Source organism: Alkaliphilus oremlandii OhILAs, from assembly GCF_000018325.1.
Classification (GTDB): domain Bacteria; phylum Bacillota; class Clostridia; order Peptostreptococcales; family Natronincolaceae; genus Alkaliphilus_B; species Alkaliphilus_B oremlandii.
The window spans coordinates 1-26,938 of sequence record NC_009922.1 but is presented as its reverse complement, the minus strand read 5'-3'; the positions used below and the strand labels follow the sequence as shown (position 1 = coordinate 26,938).

Here is a 26,938-nt window from a genome sequence, read left to right as displayed (position 1 = left end):
GTACTAATTGTAAAATATATATTGACATTTCAATTTTTAATTAATAATATTAAACTATAGATTAAATTTTTAAAAGTATGCATTAATTTTTTTAATATAATTTCTAGCAATGAAAATATACATGTATATTTATAATAAAAGAGAGGAGTACTATAAAATGAAAAAAGAAATCTTAGGACAATGCCCTGTTTGTAACCATTCCCTAGAAGTTACGAAACTCCACTGCTCCCATTGTAGCACAACGATAGAAGGAAGTTTCCAGCCTTGTAAATTTTGTCAACTATCACCAGAGTATAAAAATTTTATTGAAGTGTTTATAAAGAACAGAGGAAATATTAAGGAAATTGAAAAAGAACTTGGTATTTCTTACCCAACGGTTCGAGGTAAATTAGAAAGTGTTATCACTGCATTGGGATATTCTGCAAAACCAATATCTACTGTAAATAAGAAAGATATTTTAGAGAAGCTAAGCAAAGGTGAAATTACCGCAGAAGAAGCAGTGGATCTTTTAAAAGAGTAAATCCATCTCAAAGAGCTTAGTTCATTTTTTCAATACTTAAAATTTTAAGTAAAGCCTAAAGCTGATCAAAGCATAAAGTTTGTGACTATGAACGAATATATTTTATTTTATTTTCTATTTTACGTAGGGAAGGAGAATATTCAATGAGTGAAGAAAGATTAATGATTTTAAGACTTCTAGAGCAAGGTAAAATCTCAGAGGTCGAAGCGGAGCAGCTGCTGGATGCACTAGGAGATATCGAATACGATCAAGCGAAACAGGAAGCTTCTAGCTCTTTTAATTATAGCCAGGTAAATCTTTCCAAGGACGAAGATGATGAACATAATCATTACTATAAAGAAAAACAACACTATAATCCCAATAAAAACAAAGACTTCGAAGAAATATTTGATTCTTTAGGAAAGAAGTTTGAGGGTTTAGGAGAGCATTTAGAAGGAAAAATGGATGTGTTTGGAGAACAATTTGGCAAAAAAATGATGGATTTGGGCTCCATCTTTGCAAACAAATCGATTTCTTTTGCTGAAAAGATTATTGATGTTGTTGAAAAAGCAGTGGATTCAGATACCTTTATCAATGTGGATTTATTTAGCCCTGTAATGGTATACGAGGAAGTGCTTGAAAAAAAATTAGAAGATAATAGTCACTTATCCCTTCAATTTGAATCTTATAATGGGAATATATCGATCCATAAATGGAATGAACCAACAATTAAGGTAACTGCCCATATTTCAGCAAAAGAAGGAAAATATGATTCTGCCAATCCAATATTCACTTTAAATGAAGATAATAATTCGATTTATTTTTATCCTAGACCACTTGAAGGTGCTGGCGTAAAGCTAAAAGTGGAAGTACCTGAAGGTCTTTATAATTTAATAAAAGCCCAGACCACCAATGGATCTATTTCAGCAGAGAACTTAAACTGTAATCGACTTTTATTACAAACTAAAAATGGCAGCATCAAAATAAATAATATCCATACACAGGAAAATACCAGTTGTACCACAACCAATGGGAAGATCGTGGTGGAAAAATGTAAAGCTGAGAATCTACTAGCAGCTACTAAGAATGGTAGAATTTCTATAGAAAACAGTACCATCAAAAGAATTGAGGGACTTACCTCCAACAGTAAAATTACAGTGATTGATATTGCTTACAATCTCCTACAGTCATTAAGCTTGAAGACTACAAATTCAAAGATTGAAGTCATAGGGACTGTGCCTGAAAATACCGGCTTCTCTTTAGAAGCCAACACTACCCAAGGAAATATCAATATTGGAATTCCTGTAGCATACAGTGAAAATATAAAGACTTATTCCAACCATAGGGTTCATGGAAAAACATCAAATTTTGATAAATGCGAAACCATCGCCAACATCAAAGCCTATACAACCAATAGTAACATTTATCTTTTTTAAAATGCTCCCTATTATTAAATCATATAGAAAGTGCACCCTTCACGGATGCACTTTCTTTTTAGTCTATGAGATTAAATAAACATAGGAAAAACTCTTCTTTCGTTATTCTTCCTAAATAATCGCCAACAGCAATATCTTTTAAGGCTTCCTCTACTGCTTCTTCATTATATTTTATGCCCTTTAATTTTTCTTCTAACACAGCGATATCCCCTTTACCGAAAAAATCGCCGTAGATCTTACATTCTTCGATAAGACCCTTTTCTACCTGTAGTCTTACTTCAACCCCACCACCAGCAAATCTCTGATATCCTTTATAATTAAATTTAGGAGACTTTCCAAAGTTCCAGTCCCATGTACCGTATCTTTCATCGACCATCTTCTGAATCGCATTTTTATCTTCCTCTGTCAATTCGTACTTTTCAATTGGAAGATTTAAGAATTTAAATATATTGTCCAATATCAAATCTCGAAACTCTAATACATCCACATCTTCTTTTAAGTAGGGTTTAATATTGGTAACCCTGCTGGCGACGGATTTAACACCCTTTGATTCTATTTTATCTCTCTTTACATTCAGTGCCTTTGACAGTACCTCTAGCTCTGAATTAAAAAGTAAAGTTCCATGATTCAGTACCCTACCCTTCACCACACTCTGTGCAATACCGGAAAATTTCTTTCCATCGATTGTAATATCATTTCTACCAGATAACTCACATGGAATTCCTAGGGATTCTAATGCTCTTAGAACAGGTATGGTATACGTTTTAAAATCTATTTCTCCAAGTTCCTCTGCCTTCGTAATAAAAGAAAAATTCACATTTTGAAGGTCATGATAAACTGCTCCGCCGCCTGTAACCCTACGAACTACATGAATATTATTTTCCTTTACGAACTCCATATTGATTTCTTCAATAGAGTTTTGATTTTTACCAATGATGATGGAAGGGCCATTTCTCCATAATAGAACGTATCCGCCTTCTTCTAATGGTAGATTTTTAAAAACGTATTCTTCAAATGCTAAGTTGTAGTGCGGATCTGTTGAGTGATTTTCAATATACTTCATGTATGCTGTCCCCTTTGCTTTTCATATTATGTAAGGCTTCCTTATAACGCTCCTACAGAAGTCTTTTTTATAACTTTAATAAATGAAACATTTCGAATTTTTAAAAAAGAATTTGCTCAAATTATAGCAGAAATTAGACATTTTTTCAATCAATTCGTAAAATATAACAAAAACCATAGAATTTCCATTCTATGGTCATATATACACATATATTAAGCTGTGCACCTCTATTCGACTTGCCTTCATAAGCGTTACCTAAATAGTTAACTCAGACTAGGCTTCCCTGCGGCACACGAAAGACATCACTTACCGCTGCTTCCTTCCAGACCTGACGGGATTCATAACTTTTCGTTGCGTAGGACCCAATCCTCATTGCCACTTGTTTAGGCCAGCCCTACAAAGTACAAGCCTCCAAGAGGATTTCAACCCTGCTATAGCGGATTGCAGGTTACGAGGCACCGCTACCTCCCCGTCTAGCACAGCAAACTTATAAACTTTTTAATGGCGGAGAAAGTGGGACTCGAACCCACGGGGCCTTTCGGCCTTACACGCTTTCCAGGCGTGCCCCTTAGCCAACTCGGACATTTCTCCATATTTTAATTATCCAAACCTTTTTTCTCTTAAAGCTTTAAAGAATTCTTTCATTAGTAGAGAGCATTCTTCTTCTAGTACGCCTTGCTCTATCTCTGTCTGATGATTAAATCTAGAATCATTTAACAGATTTACAAGAGAGCCACATGCACCAGCTTTCGGATCCATTGCACCGATTACTACCTTCTGTATCCTACTTTGCAGAATAGCACCTGCACACATAGGACAGGGTTCTATTGTAACATATAAAGTACAATCTGTCAATCTCCATCCTCCAAGAAACTTACATGCCTCTTGAATCGCCATGATCTCTGCATGGGATATAGAATTCTTAGTTGTTTCTCTTAAGTTATGTCCTCTGCCTATGATTTCATTATCTTTAACGACGACTGCACCAATGGGTACCTCTTTCTTATTAAAAGCTTTTTTAGCTTCTTCTATGGCTTCTAACATAAAGTTTTCTTCCAATACCATTCGGGCCTCCAAATCGTTGCTTTGTATTCGCTATATCAATGAAATTATGAGGATTTATAAGTCCATTGTCTATTATACATTATTTTTTTATATTTGTCCATATTTATTGATGCTATTTTATACAAAATGGTGGCACCTTACAAGGAACAATCTCGATTTTCTCCCATACCTTATTCCGTATATAAGGCTCCTCTGCAAACCATTCTTTTTCTATGGCTTCCTTCGATGGAAACTCTACAATCATTGTAGAACCGATCATCTTATCCTCTTCATCCAGCATAGCCGCTGCAAATAAAAGGGTTTTATTGTCATACATCGCCTTAGCTCCAGCTAAATGAGCATCTCTTGCCTCTAACCTTCTTTCATACGCCCCTTCATCTTTTCCATCATAGGCCTTCACTATAAATTGCATTTGTATCCCCCTTGTAAATTTCACTTTATACATCAATATGAAACTATTGGTCTGAACTTATTTTATCATATTAGAAATTTCAAGTCACGATAAATATGAATAGCAGAAAAAGGGAAATAATATAGCTCTGTGAATTCCCCCTTCTGACTATAATCTTATTTATCAATAACTTCCTCTTCTATTAACTGCAAAACAGTCTCCAGTGCATCCATACCAGGACGGTTAAGGTGGTGAGGGGTGGTAGGAAACTCATTTAAAGCCCGACCTTCACTATCCGTTAAATAGTCGATATCCCACCTTAATATAATCCCAGTGTTGGGTAAGGCAAAGAACATTCCAGCACTTGTGGTGTACGCACCGCCGGTCTGCTCTCCCACAAGGGTAGCAAAACCCATTTCTTTTGCGTGGCGGGCAAACAGTGCCCCACCAGAGTAATTGTTCCCATTGGTCAAAAGCCATACCTTACCGTCAAATGAGGTGTCAGGAATATATGGAAATCTCATCTGTTGTATATGATGCCACTGGATGTTACTAATACTAGTATTAAATCTAACGCCATAAGCTAAATCTTGTACATCCTGTTCATTCATATGTGAAAAATGATTTTCTTCTATAATTTCGCTTATTGTAAGTAAATTATCACTTTCAGGAATATTACGTGAGCCCTGTGCTTCAATTTTAAGACTCTCTTCTCCTAAAGATTTCCCTAGTTTACTGTCTCTGTAAAAAGCGTATAGTGGCATATCTGGCATATGATCTCTGTTCTGCCAAAGAGGTTTCATAATAAACATTCTCCAAATATCCGGTGATCCTCCGTCATTGTCTCTAATATCAATTATCAAATGGTCACATTCATTGATATCACGATAAAACCTTCTTAAGGTGTCCGTATCCGTATTTACATTAAAATTTAAAAAGCTTGGTACATTTAAATAAGCGATCCTATCTTTTTCAATAATTTCTCCTTTAACGGTACTGTCCTTGATCTGGAGCAGAGGAGAACTGCGAAAAATAAATTGAAAAAGTGCTCCTTCCTCATCAAGGGTATTAAAGAGAACTTCCTGTTCTCGATAAAACTTTTGAGAGATCGGGTTTGTGAAGGCATGGTGATTATTGGATGTAGAATAAGAACTTGAATAAGGACGCTGAAAGGTATTATATAATCCAGAGTTTAATGGATAAGCATGGGCCAAGCCTATAAAGTGTGAAAAAAATTCATGGCGAATAATGCTCCAAAAAACATGTTCATCTAATTCGGGCATATCCTCGAAGGAAATGCCTAATTCGCTTGCAAACCCTTGAAGCGAATAAGGGTACTTCTCTATGATAGACCGTGTCTCTCTCCCCCGAGCTCTTATATCTACACCTAATTTTCTCTCTGCTACACCAAAATATGGAAAGGTATCTTCCATTGTTTGCATCATGTAATCAAAGTCACTTAAAAAGTCTTCCTTTGTTAACTGTCCGACGGCTATCAGTTTTTCATTAGATATCAGCTGCTGGCTGGAATTTTTACATGAAACAAAAAATAGCATTGCCATCGATACTATAAGAATCATAGTGACTTGTCGAATCGAACTTTTCATGATCACAACACCTCTTTTTCTCATATTTTGCCTACAAAGTATCCTTTTCACTAATGCTACAATTATAATTTCTACGAACTTACTTTCACCTCAGTCTCTTATTTTAAAACTTGAAAGAACTAAATATTTTTATTATTCTACCACAAATTAGAAAAACCTTCCCTAATTTCACGATGAGTAAAAACTTTTCTTTTATTTTTTATAAATTTCTACTATATCTTTAATCTCCCCAGATAATAAAAATCCCAATACCTTGTAGGTATTGGGATTCCAATATATAGTAGTGGTGCACCTGAGAGGAGTCGAACCTCCGACCTGCGGTTTAGGAAACCGTTGCTCTATCCTACTGAGCTACAGGTGCAAAAGATTTTTATGCATAAAATATTTTAACATATATTTTATGCAAGGTCAATTCATATACTTTCCCACTAAGGTTCATATGGATCTTTTTCATAATCAAATTCAGTTTTTTTAATTCTTTTAAAATAGGGTGTCTCTTTTCTACCTTTTTCTAAGTTGGATAACTTATCATAGATATCTTCCTCATAATCAAATTTATCTTTTACAGTAGATCTTATGATTTTTTTACGTTCCATCTTTCCTCCAAAAAAATGTTTTTATTTGCTCTATAAAGATAAGGATATAAGAACCATGGATAAAAGAAATAAATTTACCTTTTCAACATGGTTCTTATGGTAATTTATTTTGTAATCACCTTGATTCCTCTCATATAAGGGATTAAAGCTTCCGGTATTTTTACATTCCCTTCATCATCCTGGCAGTTTTCTAAAATAGCTGCTACAGTTCTACCTACAGCAAGACCTGAACCATTTAATGTATGAAGGAATTCTACTTTACCTTTTTCCTCAGGACGATATCTGATATTTGCTCTTCTGGCTTGGAAGTCTTCAAAGTTACTGCAAGAAGATATTTCAACATATCGATTATAACTCGGCATCCATACCTCGATATCATATTTAAATGCAGCAGTGAATCCTAAATCTCCCGTGCAGATTCTCACGATTCGATAAGGTATTTCTAGTAATTGAAGTACTTTTTCTGCGTTGTTTGTAAGTTTTTCAAGCTCTGCATAGGAATCCTCTGGCTTAACAAATTTCACAAGCTCTACTTTATTGAACTGATGTTGTCTTATTAAACCTCTCGTATCTCGACCAGCAGATCCTGCTTCTGATCGGAAACAAGGCGTATATGCTACGTAGCTTAAAGGTAGATTTGCTCCTTCTATAATCTCATCCCTATGCATATTTGTCACTGGAACCTCTGCAGTCGGTACTAAGAAGTAATCCTTCTGTGGTAGTTTAAAAGCATCTTCCTCAAATTTAGGCAATTGTCCAGTACCCGTCATACTGCTTCTATTCACCATGAATGGCGGTAGAACCTCTGTATAACCATGCTCCTCTATATGAAGATCTAGCATGAAGTTGATTAAAGCTCTCTCTAATCTTGCGCCTACGCCTTTATATAGCGCAAATCGTGCTCCTGTTATTTTTGATGCTGCTTCAAAATCGATAATTCCTAAATCCGTAGCGATATCCCAATGGGCCTTGGGTTCAAAATCAAAATGAGTAGGCTCTGACCATTTTCTTACTTCAATGTTATCATCGTCTGTTTCTCCCTGCGGTACATCAGGATGTGGAACATTGGGTATTCGAAGTAGTGTATACTCTAACTGATCCTCCACTTCCTTAACTTGGCCATCTAATTCTTTAATTTTTCCAGAAAGCTCTTTCATTCTTGCCATTACTTCTGTAGCATCTTTTCCTTCCTTTTTTAGCTTTGGAACTTCTTTAGAAACTGTATTTTGCTCATTTTTCATCAGTTCTACCTGTTGAAGCAATTCTCTTCTCTTTTCATCTAGTGCGACTACTGCATCTAAATCAAAATCTTTTTCCCCTCTTCTTGCCATTGCTGCTTTTATTTCATCTAGGTTATTTCTAATTCTCTTAATATCTAACATCTTCATGCCTCCTATTATTAATTTAATATATTTTACTTGCCAGCAGTCTCATTACCCAATTTTATTCTCCCTCTGGTCTATAAAATTGGCATTCATCGCTTTTGTCCTACCCTCAACTTATTACTTCCTTTGGTCGCATAAACTGGGTTCGGTCATAAAAAAAAGCCCTCCATCCCCCATAGAAAAGGGACGAAAGACGAGCTCTCCGCGTTGCCACCCTAGTTGATTAGAATACTAATCCACCTTAAAGCACTTTAACGGGTGCTAATCGTTTCTACATACTGTTTCCTTCAGCAGAACACTCAGAGATGGATTCAACAATTTACTACATCGATTCACACCAACCATCGACTCTCTTTAGAAGCTACTTGTATACTATTTCTCTTCTTCGCATTAAAATTATATTATTGAAGTGTATATTATCATAGTTATAGGAAAATATCAACAATATTTTAAAATATTTTTACTATTTTGCTACTAAGTCTAAGATTTTATACATTCTAATTGATAAAGGTATATTTTAATCGAATGAGGCAATAATTTAAATGAAATACATCGTTTATATTTTTTAGGAGGTTATCTAATGAATGACATCAATTTAATGGGACAAATAGCAGATTTAAAAGAAGTTGACTATAGAAATACATTGGCCATTGCTACACTTTTAGAGTTATTGATAGATAAAGGTATCATCACAAGACAGGAGTTCGCTAAGAAATCCTATTATCTCGATAATATATCCTTAGAGCAATTAAAAAAATTAAGAACTGGTCCTTAAGCCAGTTCTTAATTTTTTATAACGAATAGGAAAGTTCTACTTATACCATGTTCCAAAAGGAGAACTTTACCGTAAATGAGCTTGAAAAAAAGCTTTCTTGTAACGCTTCTATAGAAGTTTTTTTATATGTTTTGCAATAATTATTCCCATTGAACCGTAACATCTTAATCTAATTTCATATCACCATCTTTAATCCATCCTTTACTTCTCATAAACTGCGCAATAAAAAATGTAAGGATCGCTGGTAAAATAAAATGAAGAATTGCGATTTTAGCCATTACAGATATAACCGACTCTCCATTCTGAGCAACCATGGTAGTAAAGGCTCCAAATTGTCCTACCAATCCACTGGTACCCATACCTGCACCAATACTATTGTTTTCCATTCGAATGATTGTAGTAGATAGAGGCCCTAAAAATGCACTGGCTAACGTTGGTGGTATCCATACGAAGGGATTTCTAATGATATTCGGCACCTGAAGCATACTAGTTCCTAAACCTTGAGCAATTAAACCGCCAATTCCATTCTCTTTATAGCTTGCAACGGCAAATCCTACCATCTGTGTACAACAGCCTACCACCGCAGCGCCTGCCGCTAACCCATTTAATCCTAAGGAGATGGATAAGGCAGCACTACTGATCGGTAAAGTTAAAATCATTCCCATAAGCACCGATAATAAAATGCCCATGGGTATGGGGTGCAGCTCTGTTACAGTATTAATCACATTGCCCAAAATTTTCATGATACTAGCAATACTAGGGGCTATGAAGGTTCCTGCAACCCCTCCCATAACAATCGTTGCCGCCGGCACCAATACAATATCTACTTTTGTTTTTCCCGCAATCCATTTTACAACTTCAGCTCCCATTAAAGCTGCAATAAATGCCCCTACCGGTTCTCCAACTATAATTGCAAATACACCCTGTTCTGTTAGGGATATGGTATTTGCGCCGATTGCTCCCGTTGCTATGGAAGCGAATACAGCCAATGGAGGTGCACCAACAGAATAAGCCACCCCTGCTCCGATGGCCGGTCCCATTAAAAATTGTGCAACTTGTCCAAAGTATACCAGCATCGAAATATTCGTCAATTCGCCGATTTGCTTTAGAATAAGTCCAATAATCAGTGAGGAAAAAAGTCCTAATGCCATTCCGTTCAAAGCTTTCGTAAAATATTCTCTTATTGTTACTTTATTATTATTAATTTTCATTATTTCCCTCCGGAGAAAAATAAGATTTATTGAATTAATTTACTTAATCTTTTATTAAGTATCCTTTTTCATCTAATGCTTTTTTTAAATCTTCAAAGATTTTTTCATTGGCGATCTCTATCGTATGGATATGTATACCATCTGTAAGTGAGGCCAGAGGCTCTGCTTTCTTTTTTGTGATGTTCTCAATAAATCCATCTAAGTCTATTTTATTCGTAATATTCAATTGACTCGTTATTTCTCCGTATAATGGATGCTCAACAATGACATCTACTATTGTAGCCCCATGATCCAACATTATTTGAAGCTCTTCACGTATAGGAGAATATCCTTCATGCTTACAAGCAATCCTTTTAATGATTCTATTGTCCTTTTTAAATGGGATGATATACCCTTGAGGTGTAGATATAATATCCGCCCCTTGTGCCCTTAATAAGGCAATATCCTGTACTATAATTTGCCTCGTTACATTAAATAATTGAGCTAATTCTGTCCCTTTGATTGGCGCTTTATGCTTTATTAGATTATCTAATATATATTTTCTTCTCTCTATACTATTCATATCGGATCACTTCCCTTCTATTTGTATTATACTACAATTTCATAAGGATTATAATTAATAAAAATTATGAATGTTTCACGTGAAACGATACAGTTTTTTATAAAAAAAAAAGCATAGCCATATTAGCCATGCTTCTTCTTTTAAATATATCGCAGCGACCTACTCTCCCAGGCAGCTTCCCGCCAAGTACCATCAGCGCTGAAGGGCTTAACTACTGTGTTCGGTATGGGAACAGGTGTGACCCCTTCGCTATAGCCACGATATCATTGAGAGATAGTACTCTCAAAACTGAATAATGTTAGAAAAATGTATTGGTCAAGCCCTCGACCTATTAGTACCTATCAGCTGAGTACATTACTGCACTTACACCCTAGGCCTATCAACCAGTTAGTCTATCTGGGGTCTTACTCGCTTACGCGATGGGAAATCTTATCTTGAGGGGGGCTTCGTGCTTAGATGCCTTCAGCACTTATCCCTTCCACACTTAGCTACCCAGCGGTGCTCTTGGCAGAACAACTGGTACACCAGAGGTGTGTCCATCCCGGTCCTCTCGTACTAAGGACAGCTCCTCTCAAATTTCCTGCGCCCGCGACGGATAGGGACCGAACTGTCTCACGACGTTCTGAACCCAGCTCGCGTACCACTTTAATGGGCGAACAGCCCAACCCTTGGGACCTACTACAGCCCCAGGATGTGATGAGCCGACATCGAGGTGCCAAACCTCCCCGTCGATGTGGACTCTTGGGGGAGATAAGCCTGTTATCCCCGGGGTAGCTTTTATCCGTTGAGCGATGGCCCTTCCACTCGGAACCACCGGATCACTAAGCCCGACTTTCGTCCTTGCTCGACCTGTATGTCTCGCAATCAAGCTCCCTTTTGCCTTTACACTCTACGCACGATTTCCGACCGTGCTGAGGGAACCTTTGGGCGCCTCCGTTACATTTTGGGAGGCGACCGCCCCAGTCAAACTGCCCACCAGACAGTGTCCCAAGACTGGATTCACAGTCTATGGTTAGAACTTCAGTACTACAAGAGTGGTATCCCAACGGTGACTCCACCAAGACTGGCGTCCTGGCTTCTAAGTCTCCCACCTATGCTGTACATGTAGCACCAAAATCCAATGTCAAGTTGCAGTAAAGCTCCACGGGGTCTTTCCGTCCTGTCGCGGGTAACCAGCATCTTCACTGGTATTACAATTTCACCGGGTCTATTGTTGAGACAGCGCCCAAATCGTTACGCCTTTCGTGCGGGTCGGAACTTACCCGACAAGGAATTTCGCTACCTTAGGACCGTTATAGTTACGGCCGCCGTTTACTGGGGCTTAAGTTCACTGCTTCGCTTACGCTAACAATTCCCCTTAACCTTCCAGCACCGGGCAGGCGTCAGCCCCTATACGTCGTCTTTCGACTTAGCAGAGACCTATGTTTATGATAAACAGTCGCTTGGGCCTATTCTCTGCGGCCGATTAAGGCCTCCGAGAGTAAATCTCTCAACCTCAATCGGCTCCCCTTATCCCGAAGTTACGGGGTCATTTTGCCGAGTTCCTTAACAATAGTTCTCCCGATCGTCTTAGGATTCTCTCCTCACCTACCTGTGTCGGTTTGCGGTACGGGCACCTTATTTCTCGATAGAAGCTTTTCTCGACAGTGTGGAATCAGCCAGTTCGCTACTTAAATTTCGCTCCCCATCGTATCTCAGAATTGTCTTGGGGGATTTGCCTCCCGAGACTCCCTACATACTTAGACGCACACAACCAACGGTGCGCTGAACCTATCCTACTGTGTCACTCCATCTCTAATAGCGATTTAAGGTGGTACAGGAATGTAAACCTGTTGTCCATCGCCTACGCCTTTCGGCCTGGGCTTAGGTCCCGACTAACCCTGAGCGGACGAACCTTCCTCAGGAAACCTTAGGTTTTCGACGGGCAGGATTCTCACCTGCCTCTCGTTACTCATGCCAACATTCTCACTTCTATAGCGTCCACTGCTCCTCACGGTACAGCTTCAACCACTATAGAACGCTCGCCTACCATCCTTGCGGATCCATAGCTTCGGTGATACGTTTGAGCCCCGGACATTTTCGGCGCAGAATCACTCGACCAGTGAGCTATTACGCACTCTTTAAATGAATGGCTGCTTCTAAGCCAACATCCTGGTTGTCTGTGCAACTCCACATCCTTTTCCACTTAACGTATACTTTGGGACCTTAGCTGATGGTCTGGGCTGTTGCCCTCTTGACTACGGATCTTATCACTCGTAGTCTGACTCCCGATTAAAAGTTCACGGCATTCGGAGTTTGATAGGTTTTGGTAACCGGTGAAGGCCCCTAGACCATTCAGTGCTCTACCTCCGTAACTCTAAACATCGAGGCTAGCCCTAAAGCTATTTCGGCGAGAACCAGCTATCTCCGGGCTCGATTGGAATTTCACCGCTACCCACAGTTCATCCGGTGACTTTTCAACGTCAATCGGTTCGGACCTCCACGAAATTTTACTTCCGCTTCATCCTGACCATGGGTAGGTCGCCCGGTTTCGGGTCTACGGCATGAAACTATATCGCCCTATTAAGACTCGGTTTCCCTACGGCTTCGCACCTAAAGTGCTTAACCTTGCTCCATACCGTAACTCGTTGGCCCGTTCTACAAAAAGTACGCGGTCACACATATAAAGTGCTCCCACAGTTTGTAAGCAGAAGGTTTCAGGTTCTATTTCACTCCCCTTCCGGGGTTCTTTTCACCTTTCCCTCACGGTACTATACGCTATCGGTCACCAGGTAGTATTTAGCCTTGGGGGGTGGTCCCCCCTGCTTCCCACAAGGTTTCACGTGCCTCGTGGTACTCTGGATCACGGCCTAGATTGTTACTGTTTCATATACAGGACTATTACCCTCTGTGGTGGGTCTTTCCAAACCTCTTCTATTACAGTAAGTTTTCCGTTGTGGCCGGTCCTCAACCCCCATAGAGAAAACCCTATGGGTTTGGGCTTTTCCCCTTTCGCTCGCCGCTACTGAGGGAATCGATTTTTCTTTCTCTTCCTCAGGGTACTTAGATGTTTCAGTTCCCCTGGTATGTCTTCCATTACCTATGAATTGAGTAGTGGATACTTAAGTATTAACCTAAGTAGGTTTCCCCATTCGGAAATCCCCGGATCAAAACTTGCTTGCAGTTCCCCGAGGCTTATCGCAGCTTACCACGTCCTTCATCGACTCCTGGTGCCAAGGCATCCGCCTTCTGCCCTTATTAGCTTGACCAAAGCTATATATATGAACTACATAAATTGAATTATATAGTTACATTCTTGTTTCTTTGTTACTTCATCAATTGTTTCTCTAACATTATTCAGTTTTCAAAGAACTATGCTTCAATCTTCCAAATCTGTGATTTGTGTGATTGGAGTACTCGGCATTACCCGAGTTTCATTTTAAGAGATTTTAAGGTCTCTCAAAACTAGACAGTATAGATTCGCCATTTCTCCTTAGAAAGGAGGTGATCCAGCCGCACCTTCCGATACGGCTACCTTGTTACGACTTCACCCCAGTCATTAGCTTCACCTTCGACAGCTTCCTCCTTACGGTTAGATAGCTGGCTTCGGGTGCTTCCAACTCCCATGGTGTGACGGGCGGTGTGTACAAGACCCGGGAACGCATTCACCGCGACATTCTGATCCGCGATTACTAGCAACTCCAACTTCATGTGGGCGAGTTTCAGCCCACAATCCGAACTGGGACCGATTTTGTAGGATTTGCTCCAGATTACTCTTTCGCTGCCCGTTGTATCGGCCATTGTAGCACGTGTGTAGCCCTGAACATAAGGGGCATGATGATTTGACGTCATCCCCACCTTCCTCCGAGTTATCCCCGGCAGTCTCTCTAGAGTGCCCAACTTAATGATGGCAACTAAAGACAAGGGTTGCGCTCGTTGCGGGACTTAACCCAACATCTCACGACACGAGCTGACGACAACCATGCACCACCTGTCTCCTCTGTCCCCGAAGGGAAGGATTCGGTTAAGAATCGGTCAGAGGGATGTCAAGTCCAGGTAAGGTTCTTCGCGTTGCTTCGAATTAAACCACATGCTCCGCTGCTTGTGCGGGTCCCCGTCAATTCCTTTGAGTTTCATACTTGCGTACGTACTCCCCAGGCGGAGTGCTTAATGCGTTAACTTCGGCACCGAGGTTCGACCCCCAACACCTAGCACTCATCGTTTACGGCGTGGACTACCAGGGTATCTAATCCTGTTCGCTACCCACGCTTTCGTGCCTCAGCGTCAGTTGCAGTCCAGAGAGTCGCCTTCGCCACTGGTGTTCCTCCTAATATCTACGCATTTCACCGCTACACTAGGAATTCCACTCTCCTCTCCTGCACTCAAGCCCTACAGTTTCAAAGGCTTACTACGGTTGAGCCGTAGCCTTTGACCTCTGACCTATAGGGCAGCCTACGCACCCTTTACGCCCAATGATTCCGGATAACGCTTGCCCCCTACGTATTACCGCGGCTGCTGGCACGTAGTTAGCCGGGGCTTCCTCCTAAGGTACCGTCATTATCTTCCCTTAGGACAGAGCTTTACGACCCGAAGGCCTTCATCGCTCACGCGGCGTTGCTGCATCAGGGTTTCCCCCATTGTGCAATATTCCCCACTGCTGCCTCCCGTAGGAGTCTGGACCGTGTCTCAGTTCCAGTGTGGCCGTTCACCCTCTCAGGCCGGCTACTGATCGTCGCCTTGGTGAGCCATTACCTCACCAACTAGCTAATCAGACGCGGGCCCATCCTGTACCGAAGTTCTTTGACCTTTTAGGGATGCCCCCAAAAGGCGTCATGGGGTATTAGCAATGGTTTCCCATTGTTATCCCCCTGTACAGGGTAGGTTGCCCACGCGTTACTCACCCGTCCGCCGCTAAGAATCCAAAGTAAACTTCTTCATCTCCGCTCGACTTGCATGTGTTAGGCACGCCGCCAGCGTTCATCCTGAGCCAGGATCAAACTCTCAATTAAAAATTGTTTGAATTTCTGGGTTCCATTCTTTAAAATGGATTGCTCAGTTTTAAACTGACTTTAAAAATTTTGGCTTAAATCTATACTGTTTAGTTTTCAAAGACCTTTTCTTGTGTGCCGCCTTGTTTTGGCGACTCATTTAATATATCACATCTAAAATATTATGTCAACCACTTTTTGAAAAATTATTTTAAATGTTTTTCTGCACGTGCTTTTAAAGCACTTTACCTACTATAGCACCATTCATCGGTTATGTCAACTTTATTTAAAAAAGAGTAGATTCAATCCACTCTTTCTCATTATTCCATACTTCTATCCAATTCTTTTTTAAACTTTTCAATAATGCGTTTCTCCATTCTAGAAACTGTCATCTGAGATACATTGAGCTCTTCTGATACTTTCATCTGAGTTTTGTTATTGAAGAAACGATCCTTTAATACCTTTTTTTCGACTTCATTTAATTTGTCTATGGCCTTTTGGAAAAAGTCTTTATTTTCTATATCATCAAACCGCTTATCTAGTTCTCCTATCAGATCCAATAATTGAATATCCTTATCGTCTCCATCATTATCGTAGATGAGATCTAAAGATTTCGGCGTATATACCTGACTTGCTTCCATTGCCTCTATGACTTCTTCCTCTGTGCAATTTAAATACTCCGCAATATCTTTTACAGTAGGTGTTCTCTGTAACGTTTGCTGAAGCGTATTTTTACTTACATTAACCTTCTTAGATAATTCCTGTATTCTCCTTGGAACTCTAATGGACCAACCTTTATCCCTAAAATACTTCTTTATTTCACCGATGATTGTAGGCGTAGCAAAGCTTGAAAACTCAAATCCCTTTGTTACATCATATCTTTCTATTGCATAAATCAGTCCTAAAGAAGCGACTTGATAGATATCCTCATACTCGATTCCTTTATTTAAAAATTTCTTAGATAAAATTTCAGCAATATATAAATGTCGATTGATTAATTCATTTCTTATTTCGATATCTCTCGTTAGGGCATATTCTTTAAAAAGTTCTTTTTCCGTTAAGTTTTTCTCTTTTTTGGATTTATTCATAATCATATAGTCATCTGCCTCGGTGGAATTTGCAATATTTGCCATTAAGCCTCATCCCCCAAGTACTTTATCATTTTTATCATCATACCCTTGCCTTTTTCCGATTTGATTTCTACATCATCCATAAGAGATTTTATAATAAATATACCTAACCCTCCTTCTTTAGGTTTAGTAAGGTCTGGTTCTTCTATATTATCTAAGTAACACCCTTCACCATCGTCATAAACCAATATCGTTAATTTCTCTTCTGTAGAAACAAAATCAATATTGAAGTTTTTACCATGTTCACAATGACAACCATGTATAATTGCATTGGTACAAGCTTCAGCAACGGCAACTTTCATATCTTCGATTTTTTCTATATCAAAACCGACACGACTTGCAATCGCTGCTAAAGTCAATCGAATCACACCTACATACTCCGGTTTACTAGGGACAGTCAGTTTAAATTCATCCATTTGCATCATATTCATCTTGCTATCACCCCTCTATTATAAAAATTTTATCTAAGCCTGTAATATTTAATAATTTTTTTACATTCGGTTTTATATTTGCAATAATAATATTTTTATCTTCTTTCTTTAATCTCTTCAGTACTCCTATTAGTATGCCTAATCCTGTACTATCTATATATTCTAATTTTTCTGCATCTATTTTTATATTTTCTTTTTTCTCTTCTATAATCTTCATAAAAAACTCTTTTAATTCTCCGGCTGTATATATATCGACTTCACCTTCTAAACCAACCAGCCATTGATTATCTTCATTATTAAAATCTTTTTTTATTTGTAGTGACATTATTTTCTTCCCCCTTTATCATTTGGTATTCATTTCAGTAGAATTAAAGCTACTAAATTTTAGATTTGATTTTAACCCCGTTCATCCTTAACTTCTAAAAATTTAACATTCAACTATTTTTTATTATATCAAATATTTTGATGTTATTATACCAAATATTTTTATATTCCACCATCTAATCAAGGGATAAAATAAAAAAAGCAGAGGATTTTTTCCCCTGCTTTCCATATTATTCTTCCGTTAAACCCTCTTCTACTTCTTCATTTTCTGTTGAGGCCATTAAAGCAATCGTAATGATGGATTGGTCCTCTTCCATTCTCATTAATGTAACGCCTTTTGTATTTCGACCTAATTTCGATATATTGCTTACATTGAGTCTGATCACCGTTCCATAATTATTGATCAACAATACTTCATCTTCATCAGTTACTATTTTAGCACCAACTAAAGGACCCGTCTTTCCAGTAACGTTGTAGGTCTTGATACCTTTTCCACCTCTAGTTTGTAATCGATACTCACTCGTATCTGTTCTCTTGCCAAATCCTTTTTCACTGATGACTAGTAAATCTTTATTTTCCTCTACGATTTCCATGGAAACCACATGATCTTTTGGCGATAAATTGATTCCTTTTACACCCATGGCACTTCTACCCATATCTCTAACATCTTGTTCTTTAAAGCGTATGGACATTCCTTGTGCTGTAATTAGGATGATTTCACTATCTTCATCTGTCAATTTAACCTTGATTAACTCATCATCTTCTCGGATGCTAATAGCGATTAAGCCACTTTTTCTAGTGCTTTCAAATTGAGATAACTGAGTTTTCTTAATAATACCATTTTTAGTAGCCAATACAAGATACTTAGAATCAAATTGTCTACCGACAGGAATGGTAGCTGCAACGGTTTCATTTGGACTCAGTGGTATTAAATTTACAATGGCAGTACCCTTGGCCTGTCTTCTAGCCTCTGGTATTTCATAAACATTGAGCTTATATACCCTACCAAAGTTTGTAAAGAATAATAGATAGTCATGGGATGAAGAAGTAATTAGATTTTCAACAAAATCTTCTTCTCTCGTGGTTAAAGCGGCAATGCCTTTTCCACCTCGTTTTTGGCTCTTGTAGGTATCTGCTGGTAGTCTCTTAATATAGCCAAAATGAGTCAACGTAATCACCACTTCTTCTTCAGTGATCATATCTTCAATATTGATTTCACCAATTGCTCTCGTAATTTCTGTTCTTCTCTCATCGCCATATTTTTCTTTAATCTCTATTAACTCATCTTTGATAATATTCAGCATCAATCTTTCATTTGCTAATATTTCTTTAAAATGATTAATTAGCTTTATAAGATCCTCATATTCTTCTTCTACCTTCTCTATTTCTAATCCAGTAAGCTTTTGTAGCCTCATATCTAGAATTGCTTGGGCTTGCTTTTCAGATAAAGTAAACGTTTCCATTAAGCCTGTTTTAGCAATTTGTGTGTTTTCAGAACCTCTAATTAGCTTAATCACTTCATCTAAGTTATCAATGGCTATTTTTAAGCCCTCTAAAATATGTGCTCTCTCTTCTGCTTTATTTAAATCGAATTGAGTTCTTCTCGTAATAATATCTTTTTGATGATCTAAATAATGGGTTAATACCTCTTTTAAATTTAATACTTTAGGCTCTCCATTAACTATGGCTAGCATGATAACACCGAAGGTATCCTCTAACTGGGTATGCTTATATAGTTTGTTGAGGACAACGTTGGCATTGGCATCTCTCTTCAGCTCTATGACAATACGCATACCCTCTCTATCACTTTCGTCCCTTAAATCAGAAATACCCTCAACCTTCTTATCCCTTACGAGCTCTGCTATTTTCTCAATTAATCGAGCCTTATTTACTTGGTAAGGAATCTCTGTGATGATGATCTGCTGTCTGCCCTTATTCACTTCTTCAATGCTGGCCTTTGCCCTTACTTTAATTCGTCCTCTACCAGTTGTATAGGCTTCTTTAATTCCTTCTGTTCCCATGATTGTTGCAGCAGTAGGAAAATCTGGTCCTTTAATATGCTCCATCAGATCCTCAACCTGCGCCTCAGAATTATCAATTAAAGTAACAACACCATCGATAACCTCTCCTAAATTGTGGGGTGGAATATTGGTTGCCATACCGACAGCAATTCCATTAGATCCATTCACAAGTAAATTAGGGAACTTACTTGGCAGTACAGAAGGTTCTTTTAAGGATTCATCGAAGTTGGGACGATAATCCACTGTATCCTTATTAATATCTCGTATCATTTCCATAGCCATTTTTGATAATCTTGCTTCTGTATAACGCATGGCAGCTGCGCCATCACCGTCAACAGAACCAAAGTTACCATGACCATCTACTAGCATATATCTCATTGAAAAATCTTGAGCCAAACGTACCATTGCATCGTATACAGCAGTATCCCCGTGAGGATGATACTTACCTAAAACATCTCCAACAATACGAGCTGATTTTTTATGCGGCTTATCAGGCGTTATGCCCAACTCAATCATAGAGTATAATATTCTTCTATGAACAGGCTTTAGACCGTCTCTTACATCAGGAAGAGCCCTACCAACAATAACACTCATAGAGTAGTCGATATAGGAGTTTTTCATCTCTTTTTCTATATTTATAGGGACTATATTGCCTCTTTTTTCTAACATTTTTTATCCCCCTTATATATCTAAATTCGTAACGTATTTTGAATTTTGTTCAATAAACTCTCTTCTCGGTTCTACCTTATCGCCCATAAGCGTGGTAAAAATATTGTCCGCTGCAGCTGCATCTTCAATAGTAACCTGCAAGAAAGTTCTAGTTTCTGGATTCATTGTAGTTTCCCAAAGCTGTTCTGGATTCATTTCTCCAAGACCTTTATATCTTTGAATATCTACATTTCCTCCCATCTCTGATAATTTTACTTGCATTTCTTCTTCCGAATACGCATATTCTTCTACTTTACCTTTTTTCAGCTTATATAGTGGTGGTTGTGCAATATAAATGTATCCACGCTCTATTAAAGGCTTCATAAATCTAAATAGGAAAGTTAATAATAAGGTTCTAATATGAGCACCGTCAACGTCTGCGTCTGTCATAATAACGATTTTATGATATCTGAGCTTTTCTATATCAAACTCTTCACCTATACTTGTACCAAAGGCTGTAATCATATTTCGTATTTCATCAGAGTTTAACATCTTGTCTAGTCTTGCTTTTTCAACATTTAGTATTTTTCCTCTTAATGGTAATATGGCCTGAATACTTCGATCTCTACCTTGCTTTGCACTACCTCCCGCAGAGTTTCCCTCAACGATGTAGATTTCACTCAATGCAGGGTCCTTTTCAGAGCAATCTGCTAATTTACCAGGAAGAGCCATGCTTTCTAAAGCACCTTTTCTTCTAGTTAACTCTCTGGCTTTTTTTGCCGCTTCTCTCGCCCGTTGCGCTCTTAGGGATTTTTCTACAATGATCTTTGCATCAGAGGGATTTTCCTCAAGAAAAGCTTCTAAGGCCTCCGATACACTGTTTTCAACAATACCTCTCATTTCACTATTTCCAAGCTTCGTTTTCGTTTGCCCTTCAAACTGAGGTTCAGTCAACTTCACAGAAATAACAGCAGTTAATCCTTCTCTGATATCTTCTCCTAAAAAATTGGCATCCTTTTCTTTTAAGAATCCAGCTTTCTTTGCATAATCATTGACAATTCTCGTTAAGGAAGCTCTAAATCCACTTAAGTGTGTTCCACCTTCATGGGTATTAATGTTATTTGCATAGCTGAAAATATTTTCTGTATAGGTATCCGTATACTGCATTGCTACCTCTACAACACTGGTTTCTTTTTCTTTTTCAAAATGTATAATTTTTTCATGGAGAACACTCTTATTTTTATTTAGATATTTAACATACTCCATGATACCACCGTCGTAGTAAAAGACCTTCTCCTGCTCTTTTCCTTCTCGTTTATCTATTAAAACAATTTTTATTCCCTTATTTAAGAAAGCAAGTTCTCTCAATCGATATTCTAAGGTTTCATATTGAAAAACAGTTTCTTCAAAGATTTCTGCATCTGGCTTAAATAATATAGTTGTTCCTTTTTCTTTGGTTTCACCAATAATCTTAATATCCTCTACAGGATTTCCTCTTTCAAATCTTTGCCAATAAACCTTACCATCCAATTTAATTGTAGCCTCTAAATACTCTGATAAAGCATTAACAACAGAAACACCTACCCCATGAAGTCCACCAGAAACCTTATATCCTCCACCACCGAACTTTCCTCCAGCGTGAAGTACAGTAAGTACAGTCTCTAAAGTAGATTTTCCTGTCTGAGGGTGAACATCAACAGGGATACCCCTACCATTATCAATAACTTCTATAGAGTCGTCTTCTTTAATTGTTACGAGAATAGTATCGCAATACCCTCCTAAGGCCTCATCTATACTATTATCAACAACTTCATAAACTAGATGATGTAATCCTCTAGGACCAGTTGTTCCTATATACATCCCCGGTCTTTTTCTTACAGGATCTAATCCTTCTAGGACCTGTATTTGTTCCGCACTATATTCTTGCGTCTTAATTTTATCCATTTTTTAACCTCCTGCTAAAAAATCCATGTTATTTTTCACAGTATATCTTTATATTAATAAATAAAATAAACTGCTAATATTAAGTTCTTCTTTAATACAAGCAGCGATCTCTATCTGCAGCGTAGTTTATATATTAATGTTCTGTTCTTTATTCGTTGAACTGGTATGTGAGAAAGACCTTATAAGTAAATCTGCTCTTTTTTGTAATGTAGAAGCAGATATGGGTGAGTAATATACTTTGATTTGACGTACCGAATTTTTCTTTTTTCTTCGTCCCTCACTCTTTTCGGTAATAACAAAGGACCGAGTTTCTTCATCTGTAATTCTAATAATAGAACCTTCTTTTTCTTGCTTCGATATAAAATTTCTACTGTGTCTGGAATCTAATACCGATTCAACATCTAAAATTGCTATAACGTCCCTTGTGTTAACCATTATATCTCCTCCTAAATGGAGAAACATCACAATACACCTCCAAAACATCAACATACCTTTTTATTATAACCCTTTTTCTACCATATTAAAAGACAAAGTATTTTGTTTTTATTAATTAGTCTATTTGTCCCTTGTTCACATAAAATACAGCCCGATCTTCTGGCTTTAAATCCTTTAAAGTCTCCATCATGGTGGTTGTAATAAAAGTTTGAACACTCTTTAAATTGTGAATTAAATAATGCTGTCTCTTTGAGTCCAATTCACTCATGACGTCATCTAATAGCAAAATAGGGTATTCTCCAACTTCACCTTTTACCAGCTCCAGCTCTGCCAGCTTTAAAGAAAGTACAGCTGTTCTTTGCTGACCTTGAGATCCATAAGTTTTTACATCTAAACCATTAATCTTTAATATCATATCATCACGATGAGGCCCACAAGTTGTAAGCCCTCTCTGTTTATCCACATTAAAATTCTCTTTCAAATTTTGAAGGATCTTTTCTTTAATCACGTCAACTTCATCATTTTCTTTAACTTTAACATTAGGTTCATAGATCACTTCTAAATTCTCTATGGATTCCGTTATTTTTCTATGCATTAACTTGGCTAATATACTAATTTTCTTTATAAAGTTCCTTCTATATACAATAAGCCATGCACCAGCAGCAGCAAGCTGTTCATCCCATACTTCAATATCTATCTCTTTCCCCTTATTGTACTTTAAGAGTTTATTCCGATGTTGAAGTATTTTATTATATTGACTTAAAGTGTAATAAAATTTCGTTGAAATTTGAGAAATTTCTCTATCCATAAACCTTCTGCGTTCACTTGGACCTTCTTTTACCAGCTTTAAATCTTCCGGTGAAAATAAAACCACATTTAAATTCCCTAAAAGTTCTCCCATTTTTACTAAGGGAATTTGGTTTACTTTAAGATCTTTTTTCCGCTCACTATTGAGCCTTACTTCAATATGAACATCACTATGAACCTTCTTTACTTTAACATGAATATACGCTTGCTTTTTATTCATGTTGATTAGCTCTTGGTCATGATTGGTTCGAAAGGATTTTCCAGCGGAACATAAATAGATCGATTCGATTAAATTGGTCTTTCCCTGTGCATTATCTCCAATAAAAACGTTCAGTCTAGGATGAAATTTTAAGTTCATTTGTTCATAATTTCTGTAGTTGATTAACTTTAACTCCTCTACGATCATCCCTGTTCCTCCTAGGCCATTTTAAGCACTTAAAATTCTAGGACTTCCTTAGAATTCAATGTGTTATAAAATTTGTGAATGCAAACGAACAAACTTTATTTTAAGCACTTGAAATTCTAAGCTCTACCTGGAATTGAGTGCGACATAAAGTTTGTGAGCGCAATGGAACAAACTTTATTTTACTTCAATCTCTATATCTTGAAATAACACCTTATCCCCTACTCTTATTTTCTTTCCTCTTTGAACAATAGTCTGCTCATTTACTTTAACTTCTCCGTTCAGTATCACTAGCTTTGCATGACCGCCACTTCCCACGACTTCAGCTAACTTTAACAATTGGTCTAACTTAATGTATTCTCCTTCAATTTTAACTTCAACTTTTTTTCTCATTTTTAATCGTTATCTTTTACTACAGGATAACCTAAACCTCCCGTCTATTAATATTATCTTATACAAATAGAAACCCAGCAAATTGCCGGGTTAATCACTAATAGGATGATAATCGTACAGGTAATACCAGATAAATTGTATTGTCATTCGTTATGGGCTTTATAATACCTGGACTCAAATTCGTTGTAAACTCTAAATATACAGATTCATCATCGATTACCTTCAGAGCATCTATAAAGTACTTTGAATTAAAGGCTATTTGTAAATCATCACCTTCTAATTCAATCAAAATCTCCTCGTGAACATTTCCTAGCTCTGAGTTGGAATTAATCACCATCTTATAATCTGTTATGCTAAACTTCACTAAATTATTTCGACCTTCCTTCCCTAATAAAGAAGCTCTCTCGATACTGTCTAATAAAGATCTGGTATTCACTTTAACTCTAGACTTAAACTCCTTTGGGATGATCTGGTTATAGTTCATGAATTCTCCTTCAAGAAGTCTAGAGATTAACTTTGTATTGCCTACTGTAAATAAAGCATGATTGTTCGTTAAAGATATCTTTATATTTTCATCTTCTTCACCGGTCATGATACGGTTCACTTCATTTAATGTTTTTCCTGGAATAACGACTCTGTTATTAAGATGTGCATTGAGCTTTCCTTTTCGAAGGGCTACTCTGTAACCATCAAGAGCAACCATACTTAGTATATCATCTTCTATCTCCATTAATACACCCGTTAATATGGGTCTCGTTTCATCTTGTGCTGTAGCAAATACCGTCTGACGAATCATATTTTTAAACAAGTCCTGTGATATCTCATGGATTTGGTCTTCTTCTATTTCTGGTAGCTCTGGAAACTCAGAAGCATTATAGCTTAGAATATTAAATTCTGTAGCAGCACATTTGATCAATAACTGATTGTTCTCTTGAAGAGAAACCTCTACCTCATAATCTGGTAACCTTCGAATAATTTCACTGAATAATCGAGCATCTACGACGATGGAACCTTCTTCTATAATATTTGCCTCCATTACGTGATCGATACCGATTTCCATATCCGTTCCTACAAGACGTAAATGATCCTCATAGGCCTCTAAGTATATTCCTTTAATGATGGGTAGTGTGCTTTTTGAAGAAACCGCTTTTTGTACGATTGAAATGCTGTGCATTAATGCTTTTTGGTTGCAAAAGAACTTCATTTGTGGATAACCCCCTTTTGAAAAAATAGAGATAAATAATAACAACTCTAGTAGTAATAGTAGTAGGCGCTGTGTTTTTGTGGATAAACACCTAAACTGTAATATTTAAAAGATATACACATGTGTATAAAATGTTAGGAACTCTGCCACAGTTATCCACAGAACAAACATAAAAAAATTTTTTAGGATCTATTAACAATGTATAAACAATCTATACACACCATCAATGTGCATAGATTAATCGCCTTTTATTTCCTTTGCGATACGTTCAATTTTTTCTTTAATATTGTCGTCTGCAAGAATATCCTTAGAGATTTTTTCGTGGGCATGCATTACTGTTGTATGATCTCTACCGCCAAATTCCTCTCCTATCTTAGGTAGGGATAAGTCCGTTAGCTCTCTAGATAGATACATGGCGATTTGTCTAGGGTAGGAAATTGATCGTGTTCTTTTCTTAGAGTTAAAATCTTCTATTTTCATATTATATTTATTTGCAACAACTTCTTTAATCAGATCAATATTCAGTTGGCGTGCTTTACTAGAGAAAAGCTCCTTAAGCGCTTCACTTGCCAATTCAACAGTAATTTCGCTATTCGTCAAAGAAGAATACGCAACAATTCGAATGAGCGCACCCTCTAACTCCCTAATATTAGATTGAATTTTTTTAGCGATATGGGTTAGTACTTCATTGGGTACATCGATGTTTTCCATCTGTGCCTTTTTATATAGAATCGCAATTCTTGTCTCTAAATCCGGTGGCTGAATATCTGTGATCAGTCCCCATTCGAATCGAGATCTTAATCGATCTTCAAGGGTTGGGATTTCCTTAGGCGGTCGATCACTGGAAATAATGATCTGCTTATTGGATTCGTGCAGCGCATTAAATGTATGGAAGAACTCTTCCTGTGTACTCTCTTTTCCTGCGATGAACTGGATATCATCTACTAATAGAACATCAATGGTACGAAAACGATTACGAAACTCAACATTACGGTCGTGACGAATAGAATTAATAAGCTCATTTGTAAAGGTTTCTGAAGAAACGTATACAACTTTAGCCTTAGGGTTATTCTGTAAGATGAAATGGCCGATGGCATGCATTAAGTGCGTTTTTCCAAGTCCTACACCACCGTAAAGAAATAGAGGATTATATGCTTTTGCAGGAGATTCCGCAACGGCTAAAGAAGCTGCATGGGCAAATCTGTTGCTATTTCCTATAACGAACGTATCGAAGGTATATTTTGGATTTAAATTATTTGAAACAAATTGATCGGATGCTACTGAGATATTAACAGAGCCTTCCAGTTTCTTCTGAGATTCTTCAGTTTTACTGATTTTTTCTTCTGAAGGTACAATAAATCTAATTTCAAAATTTTTAGAAGTTGTTTGTTTTAAAGCATTGCTTATCAGTGTCGCATATCGAGCAGTAAGAATGTCCTTCGTGAATACGTTAGGGACACCTAGAATCATAGTATTACCTTCTAGAGAAATAACTTCTATTGATTTAATCCAAGTTGTAAAACTGACTTCTGTTAGCTCTGGTTTAATTAAATTAAGAGTTTTTTCCCAGATTTGAGGTAGATTGTCCTGCATAAAATATCCTCCTATCTGTAATAATTAAAATATAATATATATAAATAA

Annotated in this window: 21 protein-coding genes, 2 tRNA genes, 3 rRNA genes, 1 other RNA gene and 1 other annotated feature; of the genes, 3 read left to right on the top strand and 24 right to left on the bottom strand. The window is 37.5% G+C overall.

Annotation, left to right across the window (positions count from 1 at the left end):
* Window positions 1-157: 157 nt before the first annotated feature.
* Window positions 158-520, top strand: a complete 363-nt coding sequence (locus CLOS_RS00135; protein WP_012157906.1) for a DUF2089 domain-containing protein — start codon at window positions 158-160, stop codon at window positions 518-520.
* Between the two features lie 143 nt (window positions 521-663).
* On the top strand, window positions 664-1,935 hold the full coding sequence (locus CLOS_RS00130) for a DUF4097 family beta strand repeat-containing protein (RefSeq protein WP_012157905.1): 1,272 nt from the start codon (window positions 664-666) through the stop codon (window positions 1,933-1,935).
* Window positions 1,936-1,993: 58 nt separating this feature from the next.
* On the opposite strand, the gene CLOS_RS00125 is transcribed toward CLOS_RS00130, so the two are convergent.
* The 9 genes from CLOS_RS00125 to serS all read right to left on the bottom strand — a co-directional run bounded on the left by CLOS_RS00125 (window position 1,994) and on the right by serS (window position 8,039).
* Entirely contained in the window at window positions 1,994-2,998 is a 1,005-nt protein-coding gene (locus CLOS_RS00125) for a lipoate--protein ligase (protein ID WP_012157904.1), read from the bottom strand.
* Window positions 2,999-3,215: 217 nt separating this feature from the next.
* An RNA gene (gene ffs, locus CLOS_RS15425) (signal recognition particle sRNA large type) lies at window positions 3,216-3,480 on the bottom strand.
* A 20-nt stretch (window positions 3,481-3,500) separates the two neighbouring features.
* A tRNA-Ser gene (locus CLOS_RS00120) sits at window positions 3,501-3,589 on the bottom strand.
* Window positions 3,590-3,598: 9 nt separating this feature from the next.
* On the bottom strand, window positions 3,599-4,057 hold the full coding sequence (gene tadA, locus CLOS_RS00115) for a tRNA adenosine(34) deaminase TadA (protein ID WP_456297470.1): 459 nt from the start codon (window positions 4,055-4,057) through the stop codon (window positions 3,599-3,601).
* Between the two features lie 118 nt (window positions 4,058-4,175).
* Window positions 4,176-4,475 carry a YciI family protein gene (locus CLOS_RS00110; protein WP_012157902.1) on the bottom strand — a complete coding sequence of 100 codons (300 nt, stop codon included), beginning with the start codon at window positions 4,473-4,475 and terminating at the stop codon, window positions 4,176-4,178.
* Window positions 4,476-4,630: 155 nt separating this feature from the next.
* Complete coding sequence (locus tag CLOS_RS00105; protein ID WP_012157901.1) at window positions 4,631-6,061, bottom strand: S41 family peptidase; 1,431 nt, start codon at window positions 6,059-6,061, stop codon at window positions 4,631-4,633.
* 284 nt (window positions 6,062-6,345) lie between these two features.
* Window positions 6,346-6,422, bottom strand: a tRNA-Arg gene (locus CLOS_RS00100).
* Window positions 6,423-6,489: 67 nt separating this feature from the next.
* Window positions 6,490-6,657: a hypothetical protein gene (locus CLOS_RS15730; protein WP_012157900.1), complete on the bottom strand. Its 168-nt coding sequence runs from the start codon at window positions 6,655-6,657 to the stop codon at window positions 6,490-6,492.
* Window positions 6,658-6,761: 104 nt separating this feature from the next.
* Window positions 6,762-8,039, bottom strand: a complete 1,278-nt coding sequence (gene serS / locus CLOS_RS00095; RefSeq protein ID WP_012157899.1) for a serine--tRNA ligase — start codon at window positions 8,037-8,039, stop codon at window positions 6,762-6,764.
* Between the two features lie 182 nt (window positions 8,040-8,221).
* Window positions 8,222-8,437 (bottom strand) — a binding site (T-box leader).
* Window positions 8,438-8,622: 185 nt separating this feature from the next.
* Between serS and CLOS_RS00090 the strand changes: the two genes are divergently transcribed.
* Window positions 8,623-8,817, top strand: a complete 195-nt coding sequence (locus tag CLOS_RS00090; RefSeq protein ID WP_012157898.1) for a hypothetical protein — start codon at window positions 8,623-8,625, stop codon at window positions 8,815-8,817.
* Window positions 8,818-8,981: 164 nt separating this feature from the next.
* On the opposite strand, the gene CLOS_RS00085 is transcribed toward CLOS_RS00090, so the two are convergent.
* The 15 genes from CLOS_RS00085 to dnaA all read right to left on the bottom strand — a co-directional run bounded on the left by CLOS_RS00085 (window position 8,982) and on the right by dnaA (window position 26,890).
* Window positions 8,982-10,028 carry a PTS transporter subunit IIC gene (locus tag CLOS_RS00085; RefSeq protein ID WP_012157897.1) on the bottom strand — a complete coding sequence of 349 codons (1,047 nt, stop codon included), beginning with the start codon at window positions 10,026-10,028 and terminating at the stop codon, window positions 8,982-8,984.
* A gap of 43 nt (window positions 10,029-10,071) precedes the next feature.
* Window positions 10,072-10,590: a transcription repressor NadR gene (locus tag CLOS_RS00080; protein WP_012157896.1), complete on the bottom strand. Its 519-nt coding sequence runs from the start codon at window positions 10,588-10,590 to the stop codon at window positions 10,072-10,074.
* Between the two features lie 146 nt (window positions 10,591-10,736).
* Window positions 10,737-10,853 (bottom strand): 5S ribosomal RNA (gene rrf, locus CLOS_RS00075).
* Between the two features lie 48 nt (window positions 10,854-10,901).
* Window positions 10,902-13,838: ribosomal RNA gene (locus CLOS_RS00070) — 23S ribosomal RNA — on the bottom strand.
* A 228-nt stretch (window positions 13,839-14,066) separates the two neighbouring features.
* Window positions 14,067-15,578, bottom strand: a 16S ribosomal RNA gene (locus CLOS_RS00065).
* The 16S, 23S and 5S rRNA genes sit together here, the layout of an rRNA operon.
* Before the next feature lie 299 nt (window positions 15,579-15,877).
* Entirely contained in the window at window positions 15,878-16,690 is an 813-nt protein-coding gene (locus CLOS_RS00060; RefSeq protein WP_012157895.1) for a SigB/SigF/SigG family RNA polymerase sigma factor, read from the bottom strand.
* Window positions 16,690-17,118 (bottom strand): ATP-binding protein, encoded by a 429-nt coding sequence (locus tag CLOS_RS00055; protein WP_012157894.1) that lies wholly within the window; start codon window positions 17,116-17,118, stop codon window positions 16,690-16,692. The genes CLOS_RS00060 and CLOS_RS00055 overlap by 1 nt, the downstream gene beginning before the upstream one ends.
* Window positions 17,119-17,125: 7 nt before the next feature.
* A complete protein-coding gene (locus CLOS_RS00050; RefSeq protein WP_012157893.1) occupies window positions 17,126-17,443 on the bottom strand; it encodes an STAS domain-containing protein in 318 nt (105 codons plus the stop codon).
* A 229-nt stretch (window positions 17,444-17,672) separates the two neighbouring features.
* Window positions 17,673-20,132: a DNA gyrase subunit A gene (gene gyrA, locus CLOS_RS00045; protein WP_012157892.1), complete on the bottom strand. Its 2,460-nt coding sequence runs from the start codon at window positions 20,130-20,132 to the stop codon at window positions 17,673-17,675.
* Window positions 20,133-20,144: 12 nt separating this feature from the next.
* Window positions 20,145-22,055 (bottom strand): DNA topoisomerase (ATP-hydrolyzing) subunit B, encoded by a 1,911-nt coding sequence (gene gyrB, locus CLOS_RS00040; protein ID WP_012157891.1) that lies wholly within the window; start codon window positions 22,053-22,055, stop codon window positions 20,145-20,147.
* A 126-nt stretch (window positions 22,056-22,181) separates the two neighbouring features.
* Window positions 22,182-22,517, bottom strand: a complete 336-nt coding sequence (remB, locus tag CLOS_RS00035; RefSeq protein WP_012157890.1) for an extracellular matrix regulator RemB — start codon at window positions 22,515-22,517, stop codon at window positions 22,182-22,184.
* An 88-nt stretch (window positions 22,518-22,605) separates the two neighbouring features.
* On the bottom strand, window positions 22,606-23,703 hold the full coding sequence (gene recF / locus CLOS_RS00030; protein ID WP_012157889.1) for a DNA replication/repair protein RecF: 1,098 nt from the start codon (window positions 23,701-23,703) through the stop codon (window positions 22,606-22,608).
* Window positions 23,704-23,877: 174 nt separating this feature from the next.
* On the bottom strand, window positions 23,878-24,093 hold the full coding sequence (locus CLOS_RS00025; protein WP_012157888.1) for an RNA-binding S4 domain-containing protein: 216 nt from the start codon (window positions 24,091-24,093) through the stop codon (window positions 23,878-23,880).
* A 97-nt stretch (window positions 24,094-24,190) separates the two neighbouring features.
* Window positions 24,191-25,297, bottom strand: a complete 1,107-nt coding sequence (gene dnaN / locus CLOS_RS00020) for a DNA polymerase III subunit beta (RefSeq protein WP_012157887.1) — start codon at window positions 25,295-25,297, stop codon at window positions 24,191-24,193.
* Between the two features lie 237 nt (window positions 25,298-25,534).
* Window positions 25,535-26,890: a chromosomal replication initiator protein DnaA gene (gene dnaA, locus CLOS_RS00015; protein WP_012157886.1), complete on the bottom strand. Its 1,356-nt coding sequence runs from the start codon at window positions 26,888-26,890 to the stop codon at window positions 25,535-25,537.
* Window positions 26,891-26,938: the final 48 nt, after the last annotated feature.